This is a genomic window from Jeongeupia naejangsanensis (assembly GCF_016865585.1).
Lineage (GTDB): Bacteria > Pseudomonadota > Gammaproteobacteria > Burkholderiales > Chitinibacteraceae > Jeongeupia > Jeongeupia naejangsanensis.
Genome location: NZ_JAESND010000003.1, coordinates 274,962 through 290,456, shown reverse-complemented (window position 1 = coordinate 290,456; position 15,495 = coordinate 274,962). Strand labels below are relative to the sequence as shown.

The window sequence follows — 15,495 nt, the reverse complement described above, 5'->3', positions numbered from 1 at the left end:
TCCGTTTAACCCAGATCAAGCTGACGAAGTTGCCTGCAGCCGTCATCGCCGGCCAGGATCGCAACATGACAATTCACGTCAGCCCGTCTCGGGCTTGGATTAGAATCGGAATCACCCCGGCGCGCCTCTTGCCCGCCCGTTTCCGCTCCTCTGCCGGTTGAGTCACGATGAAATCGCTCCTTGCCCTGATCACCCTCGGCGCCAGCCTGTGCGCCCAGGCCCAAATCGACCTGAGCCAGCTGCGCGACGCGGCCCGCTCGCGCGACCTCGCGACACTGAACCAGCTCGCCAAGAATGCCGACGGCGAGGTGCTTGAGATGTACCCGCGCTATTACCTGCTGTCGGCACAGCTCGGCACCCTGACCGAAGACGACGTCGCCGCCTTCCTGAACCGCTACGAAGGTTCGCCGCTGGCCGAACGGCTGCGCGCCGACTGGCTCAAGGAGCTGGGCAAGCGGCAGGACTGGGTCTCCTACGACATCGAGTATCCGAAGCTCGACAGCCCGAGCGTCGAGCTCAAGTGCTTTGCCGCCCAGTCGGCCGCGCTGCGCAACGACGTCGCCGCACTGGCGCAGGCCAAACCGCTGTGGTTCAGCGCCAAGCCGCTTGCCGATGCGTGCAATCCGGTGTTCGACACGCTGTTCACCCGCAATGTACTGACGCAGGACAACGCGTGGACGCGCATCCGGATGGTGCTGAACGCCAACCGCAGCGACCTCGCCCGCCAGCTTGCCGCCCGGGTCGGCTTCCCGGCCGAACTTTCGGCCAAATCGCTGGCGCGCGCCGCCAATACGCCGGACAAGGTCTTCGATGCGGCTGCGGAAGGCCGTGCGGCACGTGAAATGCAGCTCTACGCGATGCAGCGGCTGGCCCGCAAGGATGCCGATCGCGCGGCGCAACTGTTCCAGTCGACATCGATCAACTGGCCTGAGGCCGACCAGCGCTACGGCTGGCAGCAGCTCGGACTGATCGCCGCCAAGAACCACAACGACAGCGCCAGCACCTGGTTCGCCCGTGGCGGCACCGCGGAGCTGGACGAGGCCGGCCGCTTCTGGTCGGTCCGTGCCGCGCTGCGCGTGCGCGACTTCAAGGCCGTGCTCGCCCGGATCGACGCGATGCCGGCCGACGACCTGCAGCTGTCGGTCTGGCGTTACTGGAAAGCCGAAGCGCTGAAGGCGCAGGGCCGCGGCGCCGAAGCGCAGCCGCTGCTGCTGGACCTGAGCGACGGCGACGACTTCTACAGCCTGCTTGCCCGCGAGGAAATCGGCCCGGTCGTCGGCGCGCAGCCGCAACACCGGCGCGCCGAAGCCGCCGAAGTGCGGGCGATCGAAAACGTACCGGGCATCCGGCGCGCACTGGCGCTGTACGCGCAGAACTGGCGCGTCGAAGGCACCCGCGAATGGTCGTGGGCGCTCAAGGGCATGAGCGACAACCAGATGCTCGCCGCCGCGACGCTGGCCGATCAGCGCGGCCTGTACGACCGCTCGATCGACACGGCCGAACGCCTCAAGCCGCTGTCCGATCCGACGCTGCGCTACCCCTATCCGTGGCGCAACGTCGTCACCCGCGCCGCGCAGGAGCAGGGCCTCGATCCGGCCTGGGTCTACGGCCTGATCCGCCAGGAAAGCCGTTTCGTGCCGGACATCCGCTCGAGTGCCGGCGCCGCCGGGCTGATGCAGCTGATGCCCGCGACGGCCAAATGGGTCGCCGGCAAGATGGGCCGCAAGCGCTTCGACCTCTCCGAGGTGACCGACATCCCGACCAACGTCAGCATGGGCACCTTCTACCTGCGCTACCTGCTCGACCGGCTCGACGATCATCCGGTACTGGTCACCGCCGGCTACAACGCCGGTCCGGGCCGGGCGCGCAACTGGCAGAACGACGATGCGCTCGACGCCGCGATCTATATTGAAACGATTCCCTTCGACGAGACGCGGAACTACGTGAAGAAGGTCCTCGCCAACGCCCAGCACTACGGCGCCGGCTTCGGAACCAGCACCACGCTGCACCAGCGCCTCGCCGCCATTCCCGGCAAGCTCGTGACGCCACCTCAGGACAACTCCCTCGGCGGCGCCGACGGGGGCGACAGCAACTGAGGTGCATCATGCGTGTCCTGATCATCGGCGGCACCGGCTTCATCGGCAGCAGTATCGCCGCGCGGCTTGCCGCCGCCGGCCATACGCAAACACTGGCAACACGTCATCCCGAGCAGCACGCGGCATTGCTGGTCCTGCCGCTGCTCGAACTGGTCGAGGCCGACGTCCACGATCCCGCCCGGCTCGCCGAACTCGTCCGGGATCAGGATGCGGTCATCAACCTTGTCGGCATCCTGCACGGCGACGCCACACGCTTCGAACGCATTCACGTCGCGCTGACCGAGAAGATCGTCGCCGCGTGCGAGGCCGCCGGCGTCAGGCGCTATCTGCACATGAGCGCGCTCGGCGCCGACGTCGACGCGCCGTCGATGTACCAGCGCAGCAAGGGTCGTGCCGAGTCCTGCGTCGTGGCCAGCCGGCTCGACTGGACGATTTTCCGCCCGTCGGTCGTGTTCGGCCGCGACGACCACTTCCTCAACCTGTTTGCCCGGTTGCAGCAAAGGCTGCCGGTACTGCCGCTGGCAGGCGCCGCCACCCGATTCCAGCCGGTCTGGGTCGAGGACGTCAGCCGCGCCTTCGCCACCGCGCTCGGGCGCAATGACCTGATCCACCGGCGGCTCGACCTTGCCGGCCCGACGGTCTACACGCTGGCCGAGCTGGTCCGGCTCGCCGGCCAGTGGTCGCAGCACCCGCGGCCGGTACTGCCGCTCCCCGACGCCCTCGCCCGGCTCGAAGCGACGCTGATGGCCCTGTTGCCCGACCCGCCCTTGACCCACGACAATCTCGACTCGATGAAAATCGACAACGTGGCTGCCGGCGGTTTCCCGGCCGTGCTAGGCTGGACGCCCAAGGCGCTGGAAGCCGTTGCACCACGCTATCTGGCGCCCCTGATGCCGGCTGCGCCGCACCGCGGCGCGACACCGACTTCCCCTCCCTCCCCCGTAAAATCCCTGATTGTAGGAGACATGCAATGACTGCGATCCTGATCGGCAACTTGCCGCCAGAAACCAGCGAAGACGACGTTCGTACCCTGTTCACCGATCTGGGCATGACCGCCGATGTCGGCGATGTCACGATTGCCGAAGGTCTGGGCGAAAAGCTCGTGGCCTCGGTGTCGATCGACTGCAGCAGCGCCGGCGCCGAAGTGCTGGTGCAAAAGCTGAGCGGCCATTTCTGGAACGGCCGCGAACTCACCGCCAGCTTCAACCCGTTCGGCCAGTAAGGCCCCAACCCGCCGGCCATGCCGGCACCACAGCACAAGGCTGGATCAAGACGATGCGGATCGCGGTATTCGACAGCAAACGGTATGACGAAGCGTCGCTCAACGCGGCCAACGCCCGCTATGGCCACGAACTGGTCTATTTCGGCGACCGGCTCAACCGCAATACCGTTCCGCTCGCCGCCGGCTTCGACGCGGTCTGCCCCTTCGTCAACGACACGCTCGATGCATCGACGCTGAACGCGCTGGCGCTGCTCGGCGTCAAGCACGTCGCCTTGCGCTGTGCCGGCTTCAACGGCGTCGACCTTGTCGCCGCCAAACAGCTCGGCATCACCGTGACCCGCGTCCCCGCGTACTCGCCCGAGGCCGTTGCCGAACACCTGTTCGCGCTGTTGCTGACGCTGGTGCGCAAGACGCACCGCGCCTACACCCGCGTGCGCGACGGCAACTTCTCGCTCGAAGGGCTGGAAGGCTTCAACCTGCACGGCCGCACTTTTGGCGTCATCGGCGCCGGCAAGATCGGTCAGGCCGCGATGCGCATCGCCAACGGCTTCGGCATGCGCGTGCTGGCGTTCGACCGCTCGCCCGACACCAAGCATGCCGGCGAACTCGGCTGCACCTTCGTGCCGCTCGACCAGCTGCTGCGCGAGGCGGACGTCATCTCGCTGCACGTGCCGCTGTTCCCGGAAACCCGCCACCTGATCAACGCCGAGTCGCTGTCGACGATGAAACGCGGCGCGGTCATCATCAACACCAGCCGTGGCGGCCTGATCGACAGCGCAGCGCTGGTCGACTCGCTCAAGAGCGGCCAGACCGGCGGCGTCGGCCTCGACGTCTACGAGTACGAGGAAGGCGTGTTCTTCGAAGACCTGTCGGGTACTGCACTGCAGGACGACACGCTGGCGCGGCTGATGACCTTCCCGAACGTCGTGATCACCTCGCATCAGGGCTATCTGACCCACGAAGCGCTGACCAATATCGCCGATACCGTGTTCGAGAACCTCGACGCGTTTGCGAAGGGCCTGCCGCTCGCCAACGCGGTCCACGCCTGACGTGCGCTTTCCGCATACCCCGGCCCGCTGGCTGCAACCGCTGCCCGGGCTGATCGCCGCACTGTTCGCCCTGCTGTTCGCCGGTTTCCTGCTGGTCACCCGCGGCGAGACCGAACAGCTGCGTACGGCCCAGCTCGAGCAGGACATGCTGTGGCAGAAGCAGGCGATCGAGCAGCAGGCCGAGGCCAACCGCGAGGCGCTGCTGGCGCTGGCCGCGACGCTGCCCGGCCAGGACTACACCGCACCGCCGTTCCAGGCCCGGGTCCTGACGCTGATCCAGACCAACCCCGAGATCGTCGGTCTGGCCATCCACAACGGTGGTGACCGCGCCCGCTGGACCGCGCCGCAGGCCCGCCATACCCAGCCCTTCGACGGCAACACGGGCTGGGGCTCGCTGAAGATCGTCGAAGGCCAGCCGCTGGTCACCTACACGACGGTCACGCCGGACCACGGCAACTACATCGTCGCAACGATCGCGCTCGACGTGATGCTGCAGCATCAGGTGCCGTGGTGGCTGGGCCAGCGCTACCAGATCTCGCTGCTCGGCCCCAACGGCAAGACCATCGCCGCCAAGAACCAGCGGCAGTTCGATCCTGCCGACCAGGCCTACACGATCCGGCTCGACCGGCCGCCGCTCGGCCTGACGCTGGTCGCCCGCGCCTACAACACGCCGCGCGCACTGCTTGCCGACCTGCTGCCGTGGCTGCTGTTCATTCTCGCCGGCGCCATGCTCGCGTCGACGTGGGCGCTGCGCCGACACATCCGCAAGCGCGAGGTCACCGAGGCGCAGCTGCGCAGCGAAACCGCGCTGCGGCTGGCGATGGAAAACTCGCTGGTCACCGGCCTGCGCGCCACCGATCTCGACGGCCGCATCCTGCACGTCAATCGCGGCTACTGCGACATGACCGGCTACAGCGCCGAAGAACTCGGCGGACTGGTACCGCCGTTCCCGTACTGGCCGCCCGAGGAAATCGAGCGTTGCCAGGCCGCCAGCGACGCGATCCTGGCCGGCCGGCTCGACCCGAACGGTTTCTCGGTCCGCTTCATGAAAAAGAGCGGCGAGCGTTTCGACGTCCGGCTCTATGCATCCAAACTGATCGACGGCGACGGCAAGCACATCGGCTGGATGAACGCGATGTACGACATCACCGAGCTGCGACGCGAACGCAAGGCGCTGCAGGCATCGCACGAGCGCTTCGTCACCGTGCTCAACGGCCTCGACGCCGCCGTCGCGGTGTCGGATACCGAATCCGGCGAGCTGCTGATGTCCAACCTGCAGTTCGACCGCGCCTTCGGCCTGCCGGACTGGCGCGGCCGCTGCTGCATCGTGCCCTTCGTCAAACGCCGCACCGAACCGCCGGTCGATGCGGAGTGGTACGACATCTTCAGCAAGCGCTGGTACCAGATCAAGAGCCGCCAGAGCGTCTGGGTCGACGGCTCGGCGGTCTGGCTCGAAATCGCCACCGACATCACCGCGCTGAAAACCGCCGCCGAACGCGAGCGGCGCCAGAACGAGACGTTGCAGCAGACCGCGCGGCTGATCAGCATGGGCGAAATGGCATCCAGCCTCGCGCACGAGCTGAACCAGCCGCTCGGCGCGATCGCCAGTTACGCCTCGGGCTGCCGCAACATCCTCGGCAGCCCCGACCCGAACCTCAAGCAGCTGGCGCAGGCGCTCGACAAGATGGCCGAACAGGCCAAGCGCGCCGGCCAGATCATCCGCGGCATCCGCGAGTTCGTGCAGCGTCGCGCGCCATCGCGCAAACGCTGCGAAATCGGCACCCTGCTCGACACGGTGCTCGGCCTCCTGGGCCACGAAATCGTCCGCCGTGACGCCGACGTCTCGCTGCAGCAGTCAACCGATCTGCCGTCGTTGTACGCCGACCCGGTGATGCTCGAACAAGTGATCTTTAATTTGATCAAGAACGCACTCGAAGCAATGGATGCGACGCCGCCGGCGCGACGGGCACTGGCGATCTCGCTCGAACGCGACGGCGAATACCTGCGCGTGACGATCGCCGACCGCGGCCCGGGCCTGTCGCCCGAGCAGCTCGAACAGCTTTTCAAACCGTTCTTTACGACCAAGGACACCGGTATGGGGATGGGGCTGAATATCTGCCGCTCGATCATCGAGCATCACCAGGGCCGGATGTGGGTCGAAGCCAATCCAGGCGGCGGCAGCCGCTTCATCTTTACCGTACCGTTCAGCGAGGAACCCAATGCCATCGAACCCTAACCGCCGCATTGCCATCGTTGATGACGACGACGCCCTGCGCGATGCCCTCGCCTGGCTGTTCTCGACCCGCAATCACGACGTCCAGCCCTTCCCGAACGCCGAGGCGCTGCTGGCCGACTACACGCCGGACCGCTTCAGCTGCCTGCTGCTCGACGTGCGCATGCCCGGCATGAGCGGCCTCGAGCTGTTCCAGAAACTGCGCGAGTTCCCCTACCTGCCGCCGGTGGTGTTCCTGACCGGCCACGGTGACGTGCCGATGGCCGTCGGTGCGCTCAAGGACGGCGCGACCGACTTCATCGAGAAGCCGTTCAACGACAACGACATCGTCGATCTGGTCGAGCGCTCGATTGCCGCCGACGCGCTCAAGCGCACGCAGTGGCAGGCGAAGAACGCCGTCGAGGCCCGGCTCGAATCGCTGACGCCGCGCGAGCGCGAAGTGATGAAGCTGATCCTCACCGGCCGGCTCAACAAGCAGATCGCCGACGACCTGTCGATCTCGATGAAGACGGTCGAAGTCCACCGTGCCCGCATCCTCGAGAAAATGCACGTCAAGACCGCGATGGAACTCGCCGCGCTGCTGCGCGACGCCAACATCACCGTCTGAGGAAAACGCCGTTGCTGATGCTGATTTCGCCGGCCAAGACGCTGGACTACGCCACCGCCCTGCCGACACGGCGCCATAGCGAGCCCGACTTCCTCGACCGCAGTGCGACGCTGATCGACGTGCTTCGGCAGAAGTCGCCGGCTGAACTGTCCCAGCTGATGTCGATCTCGGACGAGCTGGCGGTACTCAACACCGGCCGCTACCAGAGCTGGCAGGCACCATTCACGCCGCACAACGCGCGGCCCGCGGTATTCGCCTTCAAGGGCGACGTCTACGAGGGGCTCGACGCCTACGGGCTGGAACGCGGCGCGTTCGACTACCTAGGCAAGCACCTGCGCATCCTCTCCGGTTTGTACGGGCTGCTGAAGCCGTTCGACCTGATCCAGCCCTACCGGCTGGAAATGGGCACCCGGCTCGATAACCCCGGCGGCAGCAATCTGTACCACTTCTGGGGCGAGGCGATTACCGATGCGGTCAACGCCGTCGGTGCACGCACGCTGGTCAACCTCGCCAGCGACGAGTACTTCAAGTCGGTCAAGCCGAAGAAGCTCGAGCCAAGGCTCATTCAGCCGGTGTTCGAGGATTTCAAGGGCGGGCGCTACAAGGTCATCAGCTTCTACGCCAAGCGCGCCCGGGGATTGATGGTGCGCTACGCGGCGCAGAACCATGTTTCCAGACCGGAAGCGCTGCAGGGTTTCAACCTCGAGGGCTATGCTTTCTCGGCCGACGCCAGCGATGCGCACCGCTGGGTATTCCGCCGTCACCTCGCGGACTAAACATGGCGGCTGCCCGCCCGCAAGGCGCGGGCGCATTCGCTACCCGACACCGAACAAGGACCCGGACATGCTCGATCTCGATTTCAAGCGCACCGCACTGGTGCTGATCGATCTGCAATGCGGCATCGTCCGCGCCTTCGACGGCAACACCGTCGTCGAACGCGCCCACCGGCTGATCAAGCGCTTCCGCGATCACAACGGCTTCATCGCCTTCGTCAACGTCGACTTCCACGACGGCCGCGACGTGCTGATGCCGTCGTGCGATGCCCCCACCGCCCCCGGCCAGCGCCCGCCCGACTGGGGCACGCTGGTACCGCAACTCGGTTTCGCAGCTGGCGACTATCTGGTGACCAAGCGCCAGTGGGGGGCCTTCTTCGGTACCGACCTCGACCTGCAGTTGCGCCGCCGCGGCATCGACACCATCGTGCTCGCCGGCATCGCGACCAATATCGGCGTCGAATCGACCGCCAGACAGGCGTTCGAACTCGGCTATACGCAGTACTTCGTTGTCGACGCGATGAAAACCGCCAGCCAGGAAGCCCACGATGCGACCGTGAAGTTCATCTTCCCGCGCATCGGCCATGTCGTCGATACGGCAACCGTCGCCGGCTAGAACGGCGCCGGGTGAGCCGCAGCGAAGTCGTACAGGCGCGTTGCCTCGCCGGCGTCGATGGCGAGGCCGAATTCGTCCGCGAGCACTTGGCGCAGGCGCTGCGGATCCGCGATCGCTTCGGTCGTCTCGACCCCGTGTTCGCGCCGGGTAAAGCGCAGCGCCGCCAGCGCCAGCTGGCCCGCCACGGTGTAGCGCGTCACCAGCAACAGATTGGTGAACAGCGATTGCGGCGAATGGGCGATAAAGAAATTCGCCGCGTCGAAGTCGATCGGATACGCCGGCTGCAGATCGAAGTAGTACAGGTCGGACCAGTCTTCGCGCCCGCGGTGCTTTAAACGCCAGGCCTCACCATCGGGCAACAGCCGCAAGCGTTCCTGCCGCTGGTCGAACTCGGCCTCGCGTAGCGGTATCGGCTCGAGCAGACCGCCACCGCCGAAACCGACATCGGCCAGCCACTCCGCGTCACCAAGACGCACGAACAGCAGGTGATGGCTGCGCTGCCGTGTCTGCGGCGTGCCGCCGCCGAGCAGCACCCGCGCCATGCCCGAGCGGACTTCGAATCCCAGCGCACGCAGCAGGTCGGCAAAGCAGGCGTTGAGCTCGAAACAGTAGCCGCCGCGCCGCCGCGCCAGCACCTTGTCCAAACGTGCGTCGACATCAAGCCTGGGGGAATGTCCCAGCAAGAGATCGACGTTGTTGAAAACCAGCGTCTCGACATGGGCACGATGCAGCCGCGCCAGCAAGGCGCGCGGTGCTTCATCCGGCCACAGCTCGACGCCCAGATGCGCGAGATAGGCCTGCACGAGGCCGTCCATCAGCGGCTGCCCTGTGGCACCACGATGCCGCGCAAGGGCTGGGTCCGGCGCTCGCCGAGCCCCTGACGGATGTTCAGCGCGTGGTATTTGGCCAGGGCAACGCGCTGCTCTTTCGGCAACGTGTCGTCATGATATGCCGCCTGGATCAGCTCCTTCTGCACGAAGGCCAGCTGGCGGGCCAGCAGTTCGCAGTTCTCCATCGTCGCGCCACGGTTCATTTCGGCGACGATCATCAGCGCATCGCGCTTGATCCGGTAGGTGAGCGAATGCTTGAGCGGATGACTGCCCGCCTCGGACGCGCGCCGTTGTGACGGCATCAGTTCGGTCGCGGGGAAACGCGACGACGCTGCAGCGGCACCGAACCCGCGCCGGAACAGTTTGTTCAACCACTGTTTCATGCCCAATCCTCCGGCGAGCAGCTCGCCAATAAAAACGGGACGCCATGCGTCCCGTTGTCGATCATTGCAGCGGCTTATTCGCCGAGCAGGATCCGCAGCATCCGGCGCAGCGGCTCGGCCGCGCCCCACAGCAGCTGGTCACCGATCACGAAGGCCGACACGTACTCCGGGCCCATGTTGAGCTTGCGGACGCGACCGACGCCGATTTCCAGCCCGCCGGTGATCGATGCCGGCGTCAGCTCGTTGACGGTGACTTCGCGGTCGTTCGGCACCCATTTCACCCAGTCGTTGCCCGACTTGATGATGGACTCGATCTCGGCCAGCGGCAGGTCCTTGTTCAGCTTCAGCGTCAGCGCCAGGCTGTGGCAACGCATCGCGCCGATCCGCACGCACAGGCCGTCGACCGGCACGGTTTCGCTGGTACCGAGGATCTTGTTGACCTCGGCCTGGCCCTTCCATTCTTCCTTGGACTGACCGTTGTCGAGCTGTTTGTCGATCCACGGGATCAGGCCGCCGGCGAGCGGTGCGCCGAAGAATTCGGTCGGCACGTCCGAGCGGATCGCCTGCGCCACCTTGCGGTCGATGTCGAGAATCGCCGAAGCCGGCGTCGCCAGTTCGTCGGCAACGGTACCGTAGACCACGCCCATGCCCTTCAGCAATTCGCGCATGTGGTTGGCACCGCCGCCCGACGCCGCCTGGTAAGTCATCGAGCTGACCCAGTCGACCAGACCTTCGCGGAACAGGCCGCCAACGCCCATCAGCAGGATCGAGTTGGTGCAGTTGCCGCCGATGTAGTTCTTCACGCCGCGCGACAAAGCCGCGTCGATCACGCCGCGGTTGACCGGATCAAGGATGATGACCGCGTCGTCTTCCATGCGCAGCGTGCTGGCCGCATCGATCCAGTAACCGTCCCAGCCTGCAGCGCGCAGTTGCGGGAAAATCTCGGTGGTGTAGTCGCCACCCTGGCAGGAAATGATGATGTCCATCGCCTTGAGTTCGGCGATGTTCTTTGCATCCTTGAGCGTGCCGGCGTCACGGCCGAAGTTCGGCGCAGCGCTGCCCGCTTGCGAGGTAGTGAAGAACACCGGTTCGATCAGGTCGAAATCCTTTTCTTCCTGCATACGCTGCATGAGGACCGAGCCCACCATGCCGCGCCAACCGACGAGGCCTACGCGTTTCATCATCAAATCCTTAGGAAAACAGTGAGATAGAACAAGCTTCCGATCTTAGTGAAAAACCGGATTGATTGCCAGCACCCACCGGTGGTCAGCGATGTAGTGTCAAGCATTTGCTTACTCAAAGAGAAATTATTACATTTAGATAAACCGGTCACACCCGAGCTTCAATCTTGCTGAAACGCCTGAAAACCCTGTTTGGAACACCGCTCTCGGAGTGGGCGTCGCCTCGTCGCGAAACAGCGGTGTCGATGGCCGCGACGATCCCGCAATACGTCGCGCGCAAGGTCAACAGTGCCGCCGTCCACGATCTGCTGTTCCGGATCGAAATGGCGCAACTGAACGGTCAGGCGCTGGCCATCCGCATGCCGGGATCCGCCCAGTCACCGCTCCTGCGCTCCATCCTCGCCGATCTCGACAAACTCGCGCTGCAGCACCCGGAGCAGGCCCGGATGTTGCGCATGCAGCTGCACGCCACCCATGATCCGCACGAAGCGAGCGCGCGCACGCGCTTTGTCAGGGCCGCGCAACAAGCCAGTGCGCGGATTCACACACTCGACTAGCCGGCTGACAGCACACCGTAGCAGCGTTACCATTTCGGGCTTCCAGTTCGAAGTGGAGTCGGCATGCGGGTTCTGTTGCAGCGCGTCCGTCAGGCGCACGTTTCGGTCGACGATCAGGTCTGCGGCCGGATCGGTCCGGGGTTGTTGCTGCTGGTCGGCATCGAAGACGCCGACACCAAGGCGGATCTCGTCTGGATGGCAGGCAAGGTCGCCAGGCTGCGCGTGTTCGAGGACGACGCCGGCGTCATGAACCGCTCGTTGCTCGACACCGGCGGCGAAGCGCTCGCGGTCTCGCAGTTCACGCTCTACGGCAGCTACAACAAGGGCAACCGGCCCTCGTGGGGGCGTGCCGCGCGCGGCGACGTCTCGCAGCCGCTTTTCGACGCCTTCGTCACCACGCTCGGCGAAGTCCTCGGCAAGCCCGTGCCGACCGGCGTGTTCGGCGCCGACATGCAGGTCGCCCTGATCAACGACGGTCCGGTCACGCTGATGCTTGATTCAAGACAACCCGAATAGCCCCGCCGGGCACTTGACGAGCGACACCTCCGCTCGCCAGAATGGGTTCTGAGAATACAGCGCCGATTTGACCCCCCAGCTTGCGGGCGCTGCCAACAAATCCGGCTAAAGCGTGCGAGCGAACCCGCACCGTGCACGCGGGTTTTTTTCATGGTCGCGGATGCCTGCTCATCCGCCGCGCCGAGTTAAGCGACAACTTGCGGGGCGCGTACAAATGCCGCTAAAGCGTCGGCCGAACAGGCGTATCGGCCGTCCGTCATCTTTCCGATTGGAGGCCAGCATGTACGATTGTCTCGAACCCTGCACCGTGAACCATACCCGTCCTTCCCCCGCCCGACCTCGCGGCGGCAGCGAGCCCAGCCTGTGCCTGAAGGCGCACGGGCCGCTCGACGAAGCCGAACTGATTCGCGCCAGCGCCGTCGTCGACGACCTTGGCTACCCCTGCCGACGCGACGGTCTCAGGCTGCACGTCCGCGGCATCGACGTTCACCTGGCCTTGCGGCTGCAGGCACTGTTTCCCACGCTGATCGCGTGCTACGAGGTACCGACCCGGTACCGCTGTACGTCCCGCTAGACGTTTCCCATCAGGAACGGCATGGCGGGCATTTCAAGGACCTGCAATGCTGCACCTGCGCCAAGAAGCCCGAGCAACCTGGACCCTGGCCTGGCCGATCATGATCGGCCAGCTGGCATCGACCGGTACGTCGTTCGTCGACGCGGTGATGGCCGGCCACGTTTCGGCCGGCGACCTCGCCGCCGTCTCGGTCGGCGCATCGATCTGGGTGATGCTGATCGTCACGCTGATCGGCCTGAATCTCGCCGCCAGCCCACTCATCGCCCATGCGGTCGGCGCACAGCGCCAAGCCGACGTGCCTCCGCTGGTGCAGCAGGCGCTTTACCAGGGCCTGTGCTGGGCGCTGCTCGCCTGGCTGATTGCCCTCGCCGCCTCGCCGATCTTTCCGCACCTCGGCCTGCCGCCGGACGTTGCAACAAAGGCGCACGGTTTCCTGATCGCGGTCAGCTGGGGGCTGGTGCCCTTCGCGCTGTTCCGCGTGCTCTACGGTTACAGCGCCAGCCTTGGCCAGACCAAACCGATGATGGTGATCTCGCTGATCGGTCTGGCGCTGAACGTACCGGCGAACTGGATGCTGATCTACGGCCATTTCGGTTTTCCGGCAATGGGCGGCGTCGGCTGTGGCTGGGCCACCGCGTTCTGCATGTGGGTGACGCTGCTCATGATGGTCGGCTGGATCCGCTATGCGCCGGTCTATCGCGCCACCTATCCGTTCCGTCACTGGCAGCGCATCGACTGGGGTCGTCAGCGCGAACTGTTCCGCCTTGGCGCACCGATGGGCGTGATGTTTTTTGTCGAAGTCAGCGCCTTCGGTGGCATCGCGCTGCTGATGGCGCGGTTGGGCACGACCTCGGTCGCCGCACACCAGATCGCGCTGAACGTCGCCTCGCTGACCTTCATGATTCCGTCTGCGCTCGGCACGGCACTGACGGTACGTGTCGGCCACGCGCTCGGTAGCGGCGATGCACGCCGGGCCCGCGAGATCGGCAACGCCGGGCTGGTACTCGGCCTGATCGTCGCCTGCGCGCTGGCGACGATGATCATCATCGGCCGGCAGCATATCGCCGGCTGGTACACGACCGATGCGGCGGTGCTCGCGCTGGCCGGCATCCTGCTGCTCTATGCAGGGCTGTTCCAGCTTGCCGACGCCACGCAGGTCGTCGCCGCCGGGATCCTGCGCGGCTACAAGGTCACCCGACAGCCGATGCTGGTCCACCTGACCGCGTTCTGGCTGGTCGGCATTCCGCTCGGTTACGTACTCGCCTTCGGCTGGCATGGCCAGCCCGGCAGCGGCGCAGCCGGCTACTGGCAGGCGCTGGTGCTGGCACTGGTGTGTGCCGCGTCTCTGCTGGTCTGGCTTTACCTGCGGAAAAGCCGGGCCGCACTGATGCGCTGAGCGTCAGTCTCCCCAGCGCTGCATCAGCTGGTGCGGCACGCCGAGCTGGTCGAGGATGCGCGCGACGACGAAATCGACCAGATCACCGATGTCCTTCGGGTGGTGGTAGAAGCCCGGATTCGGCGGCAGAATCACTACGCCGAGCCGGGCGAGCCGAAGCATGTTCTCAAGATGGATGACCGAAAACGGCGCTTCGCGTGGCACGACGACCAGCGTCTTGCGCTCCTTGATCATCACGTCGGCCGCGCGTTCAAGCAGGTTGTCGCTCGCACCATTGGCGATTGCCGCCAGCGCCCCCATCGTGCACGGCACGACGACCATGCCGTCGCCCGGGTTCGAACCGGACGCCATCGGCGCAAACCATTCCTGCTGGCCCCAGACCTTGAGCCGGTCTTCGCCGACAGCGTACTGGCTGCGGAACTGCCTGGCCAGATCATCGGCCCGCCCCGGCCAGGTCTGGCCGAGCTCCTGCTTTGCGACGATCTGCGCCGCCTGCGTGTAGAGCACGTGCACGGTGCAGCCCGCGGCCAGCAGGCATTCGAGCGTCCGCAAGCCGTAGGGCAAACCCGAGGCCCCGGTAAAGGCAAGCGTGATCGTTTTCATGGTGGATCCTTGAGCAATTGGGCGGTGATCAGACCGTTGACGATGCCGAAGCCCCACGCCGCTGCCGCAAACAGCGGTACCAGATGTTTCAGGCCATCGTGCGGAATCAGCCACCAGCGCGCCAGAGCAAGCTGACCGGCGATATGGGCGAAGGCGGCCAGCAATGACAGACTGACGACGCCGAAATAACGTTTCGGCAGGTATTGTGCCGGCGCCAGCACCGCAAGGCTGGCCACGCCGCCGGCCAGACTGAGCGCAAACCCGGGAGACAAAAAGCCGCCCAGCAGTATCGCGCCGCCGAAAATGCGCAGCAGCGATACCCACGCGGCGACACGCCAACCGTGGCGTACCAGCGCATACAGCGTGACGATGTTGGCAAGGCCGGGCTTGATGCCGGGAATCGGCGATGGAATCCCCGCCTCGATCACCGCCAGCGCAATCGCCGCCGCCGCGAGCCGGGCAATGTAGACATCGTCCCGGCCCGGCTGCAGCTCAGTAACTGAGGCTGTCAAAACCGCGCCCCCCTGCGCCGAGCAATTCGAAACTGGTGCGGTTCGGCAGGCAGATCGCTGCTTCACCAGCCTGCGTCAGCCAGCCTTCGCGAACGCAGTACTGCCGGGGACTCGGATCGGCGGCGATTCTGGCCTTGCCGGCAGCGATTTCGATCACCGTGTCACCCAGCGGACCGGGCACCTTCAGCGTGCGGGTCGCCGCCAGATCGACTTCGGCGTAGACCTTGCCGCCCTGCCAGATTCGCACACGGGTCGCATTGCCCCCCTGCCAGCCCCACAAAGCACTTGCCGCCACCAGGGCCAAGCCGAGTACCAGCATCAGCCAGTCACCGATGCCCAGCAAACGG

18 protein-coding genes are annotated in these 15,495 nt (G+C 65.7%); 12 read left to right on the top strand and 6 right to left on the bottom strand.

Annotated elements, in window-relative coordinates:
- Positions 1 to 167 precede the first annotated feature (167 nt).
- From JMJ54_RS09180 to JMJ54_RS09145, 8 genes are all read left to right on the top strand, one after another.
- The gene (locus JMJ54_RS09180) at positions 168 to 2,096 is read left to right on the top strand and encodes a lytic transglycosylase domain-containing protein (RefSeq protein WP_203538010.1); all 1,929 of its coding nucleotides are present in this window, start codon (positions 168 to 170) and stop codon (positions 2,094 to 2,096) included.
- Between the two features lie 8 nt (positions 2,097 to 2,104).
- Positions 2,105 to 3,070, top strand: coding sequence for a complex I NDUFA9 subunit family protein (locus JMJ54_RS09175; RefSeq protein ID WP_203538008.1), 966 nt, complete (start codon positions 2,105 to 2,107; stop codon positions 3,068 to 3,070).
- A complete protein-coding gene (locus JMJ54_RS09170) occupies positions 3,067 to 3,318 on the top strand; it encodes an RNA recognition motif domain-containing protein (RefSeq protein WP_203538005.1) in 252 nt (83 codons plus the stop codon). The genes JMJ54_RS09175 and JMJ54_RS09170 overlap by 4 nt, the downstream gene beginning before the upstream one ends.
- Before the next feature lie 53 nt (positions 3,319 to 3,371).
- Positions 3,372 to 4,367, top strand: a complete 996-nt coding sequence (locus JMJ54_RS09165) for a 2-hydroxyacid dehydrogenase (RefSeq protein ID WP_203538003.1) — start codon at positions 3,372 to 3,374, stop codon at positions 4,365 to 4,367.
- Position 4,368: 1 nt separating this feature from the next.
- On the top strand, positions 4,369 to 6,603 hold the full coding sequence (locus JMJ54_RS19210; protein ID WP_203538001.1) for a PAS domain-containing sensor histidine kinase: 2,235 nt from the start codon (positions 4,369 to 4,371) through the stop codon (positions 6,601 to 6,603).
- Positions 6,587 to 7,207, top strand: coding sequence for a response regulator transcription factor (locus tag JMJ54_RS09155; protein WP_203537999.1), 621 nt, complete (start codon positions 6,587 to 6,589; stop codon positions 7,205 to 7,207). Before JMJ54_RS19210 ends, JMJ54_RS09155 begins: the two co-directional genes overlap by 17 nt.
- An 11-nt stretch (positions 7,208 to 7,218) precedes the next feature.
- Positions 7,219 to 7,983, top strand: coding sequence for a peroxide stress protein YaaA (gene yaaA / locus JMJ54_RS09150; RefSeq protein ID WP_203537997.1), 765 nt, complete (start codon positions 7,219 to 7,221; stop codon positions 7,981 to 7,983).
- A gap of 67 nt (positions 7,984 to 8,050) precedes the next feature.
- A complete protein-coding gene (locus JMJ54_RS09145) occupies positions 8,051 to 8,596 on the top strand; it encodes an isochorismatase family protein (protein WP_203537995.1) in 546 nt (181 codons plus the stop codon).
- On the opposite strand, the gene JMJ54_RS09140 is transcribed toward JMJ54_RS09145, so the two are convergent.
- From JMJ54_RS09140 to asd, 3 genes are all read right to left on the bottom strand, one after another.
- Entirely contained in the window at positions 8,593 to 9,411 is an 819-nt protein-coding gene (locus JMJ54_RS09140; RefSeq protein ID WP_203537993.1) for an arylamine N-acetyltransferase family protein, read from the bottom strand. The genes JMJ54_RS09145 and JMJ54_RS09140 overlap by 4 nt on opposite strands.
- On the bottom strand, positions 9,411 to 9,809 hold the full coding sequence (locus JMJ54_RS09135; RefSeq protein WP_203537991.1) for a hypothetical protein: 399 nt from the start codon (positions 9,807 to 9,809) through the stop codon (positions 9,411 to 9,413). The genes JMJ54_RS09140 and JMJ54_RS09135 overlap by 1 nt, the downstream gene beginning before the upstream one ends.
- Positions 9,810 to 9,883: 74 nt before the next feature.
- Entirely contained in the window at positions 9,884 to 10,990 is a 1,107-nt protein-coding gene (gene asd, locus JMJ54_RS09130) for an aspartate-semialdehyde dehydrogenase (RefSeq protein WP_203537989.1), read from the bottom strand.
- Positions 10,991 to 11,157: 167 nt separating this feature from the next.
- On the opposite strand from asd, the gene JMJ54_RS09125 reads away from it, so the two are divergent.
- From JMJ54_RS09125 to JMJ54_RS09110, 4 genes are all read left to right on the top strand, one after another.
- Positions 11,158 to 11,547 carry a hypothetical protein gene (locus JMJ54_RS09125; protein WP_203537987.1) on the top strand — a complete coding sequence of 130 codons (390 nt, stop codon included), beginning with the start codon at positions 11,158 to 11,160 and terminating at the stop codon, positions 11,545 to 11,547.
- Positions 11,548 to 11,610: 63 nt separating this feature from the next.
- Positions 11,611 to 12,063: a D-aminoacyl-tRNA deacylase gene (gene dtd, locus JMJ54_RS09120; protein ID WP_203537985.1), complete on the top strand. Its 453-nt coding sequence runs from the start codon at positions 11,611 to 11,613 to the stop codon at positions 12,061 to 12,063.
- A 280-nt stretch (positions 12,064 to 12,343) separates the two neighbouring features.
- Entirely contained in the window at positions 12,344 to 12,637 is a 294-nt protein-coding gene (locus tag JMJ54_RS09115; RefSeq protein WP_203537983.1) for a hypothetical protein, read from the top strand.
- Between the two features lie 46 nt (positions 12,638 to 12,683).
- Positions 12,684 to 14,033, top strand: a complete 1,350-nt coding sequence (locus JMJ54_RS09110) for an MATE family efflux transporter (protein WP_203537982.1) — start codon at positions 12,684 to 12,686, stop codon at positions 14,031 to 14,033.
- A 3-nt stretch (positions 14,034 to 14,036) separates the two neighbouring features.
- Here JMJ54_RS09110 and JMJ54_RS09105 read toward each other — a convergent pair whose 3' ends face one another.
- Genes JMJ54_RS09105 through JMJ54_RS09095 form a run of 3 tightly spaced genes read right to left on the bottom strand, consistent with a single transcriptional unit; the run spans position 14,037 to position 15,491 of the window.
- Entirely contained in the window at positions 14,037 to 14,636 is a 600-nt protein-coding gene (locus JMJ54_RS09105; protein WP_203537980.1) for a flavin prenyltransferase UbiX, read from the bottom strand.
- Positions 14,633 to 15,148 (bottom strand): Gx transporter family protein, encoded by a 516-nt coding sequence (locus tag JMJ54_RS09100; RefSeq protein WP_203537978.1) that lies wholly within the window; start codon positions 15,146 to 15,148, stop codon positions 14,633 to 14,635. The genes JMJ54_RS09105 and JMJ54_RS09100 overlap by 4 nt, the downstream gene beginning before the upstream one ends.
- The gene (locus JMJ54_RS09095; protein WP_238999992.1) at positions 15,129 to 15,491 is read right to left on the bottom strand and encodes a NusG domain II-containing protein; all 363 of its coding nucleotides are present in this window, start codon (positions 15,489 to 15,491) and stop codon (positions 15,129 to 15,131) included. Before JMJ54_RS09095 ends, JMJ54_RS09100 begins: the two co-directional genes overlap by 20 nt.
- Positions 15,492 to 15,495 lie beyond the last annotated feature (4 nt).

Excerpts from the sequence above, each read along its gene's own strand:
- JMJ54_RS09180 (WP_203538010.1), top strand. The coding sequence starts at position 168 with ATGAAATCGCTCCTTGCCCTGATCACCCTCGGCGCCAGCCTGTGCGCC.
- JMJ54_RS09175 (WP_203538008.1), top strand. The coding sequence starts at position 2,105 with ATGCGTGTCCTGATCATCGGCGGCACCGGCTTCATCGGCAGCAGTATC.
- JMJ54_RS09170 (WP_203538005.1), top strand. The coding sequence starts at position 3,067 with ATGACTGCGATCCTGATCGGCAACTTGCCGCCAGAAACCAGCGAAGAC.
- JMJ54_RS09165 (WP_203538003.1), top strand. The coding sequence starts at position 3,372 with ATGCGGATCGCGGTATTCGACAGCAAACGGTATGACGAAGCGTCGCTC.
- JMJ54_RS09155 (WP_203537999.1), top strand. The coding sequence starts at position 6,587 with ATGCCATCGAACCCTAACCGCCGCATTGCCATCGTTGATGACGACGAC.
- JMJ54_RS09145 (WP_203537995.1), top strand. The coding sequence starts at position 8,051 with ATGCTCGATCTCGATTTCAAGCGCACCGCACTGGTGCTGATCGATCTG.
- JMJ54_RS09140 (WP_203537993.1), bottom strand. The coding sequence starts at position 9,411 with ATGGACGGCCTCGTGCAGGCCTATCTCGCGCATCTGGGCGTCGAGCTG.
- JMJ54_RS09135 (WP_203537991.1), bottom strand. The coding sequence starts at position 9,809 with ATGAAACAGTGGTTGAACAAACTGTTCCGGCGCGGGTTCGGTGCCGCT.
- asd (WP_203537989.1), bottom strand. The coding sequence starts at position 10,990 with ATGAAACGCGTAGGCCTCGTCGGTTGGCGCGGCATGGTGGGCTCGGTC.
- dtd (WP_203537985.1), top strand. The coding sequence starts at position 11,611 with ATGCGGGTTCTGTTGCAGCGCGTCCGTCAGGCGCACGTTTCGGTCGAC.
- JMJ54_RS09115 (WP_203537983.1), top strand. The coding sequence starts at position 12,344 with ATGTACGATTGTCTCGAACCCTGCACCGTGAACCATACCCGTCCTTCC.
- JMJ54_RS09110 (WP_203537982.1), top strand. The coding sequence starts at position 12,684 with ATGCTGCACCTGCGCCAAGAAGCCCGAGCAACCTGGACCCTGGCCTGG.
- JMJ54_RS09105 (WP_203537980.1), bottom strand. The coding sequence starts at position 14,636 with ATGAAAACGATCACGCTTGCCTTTACCGGGGCCTCGGGTTTGCCCTAC.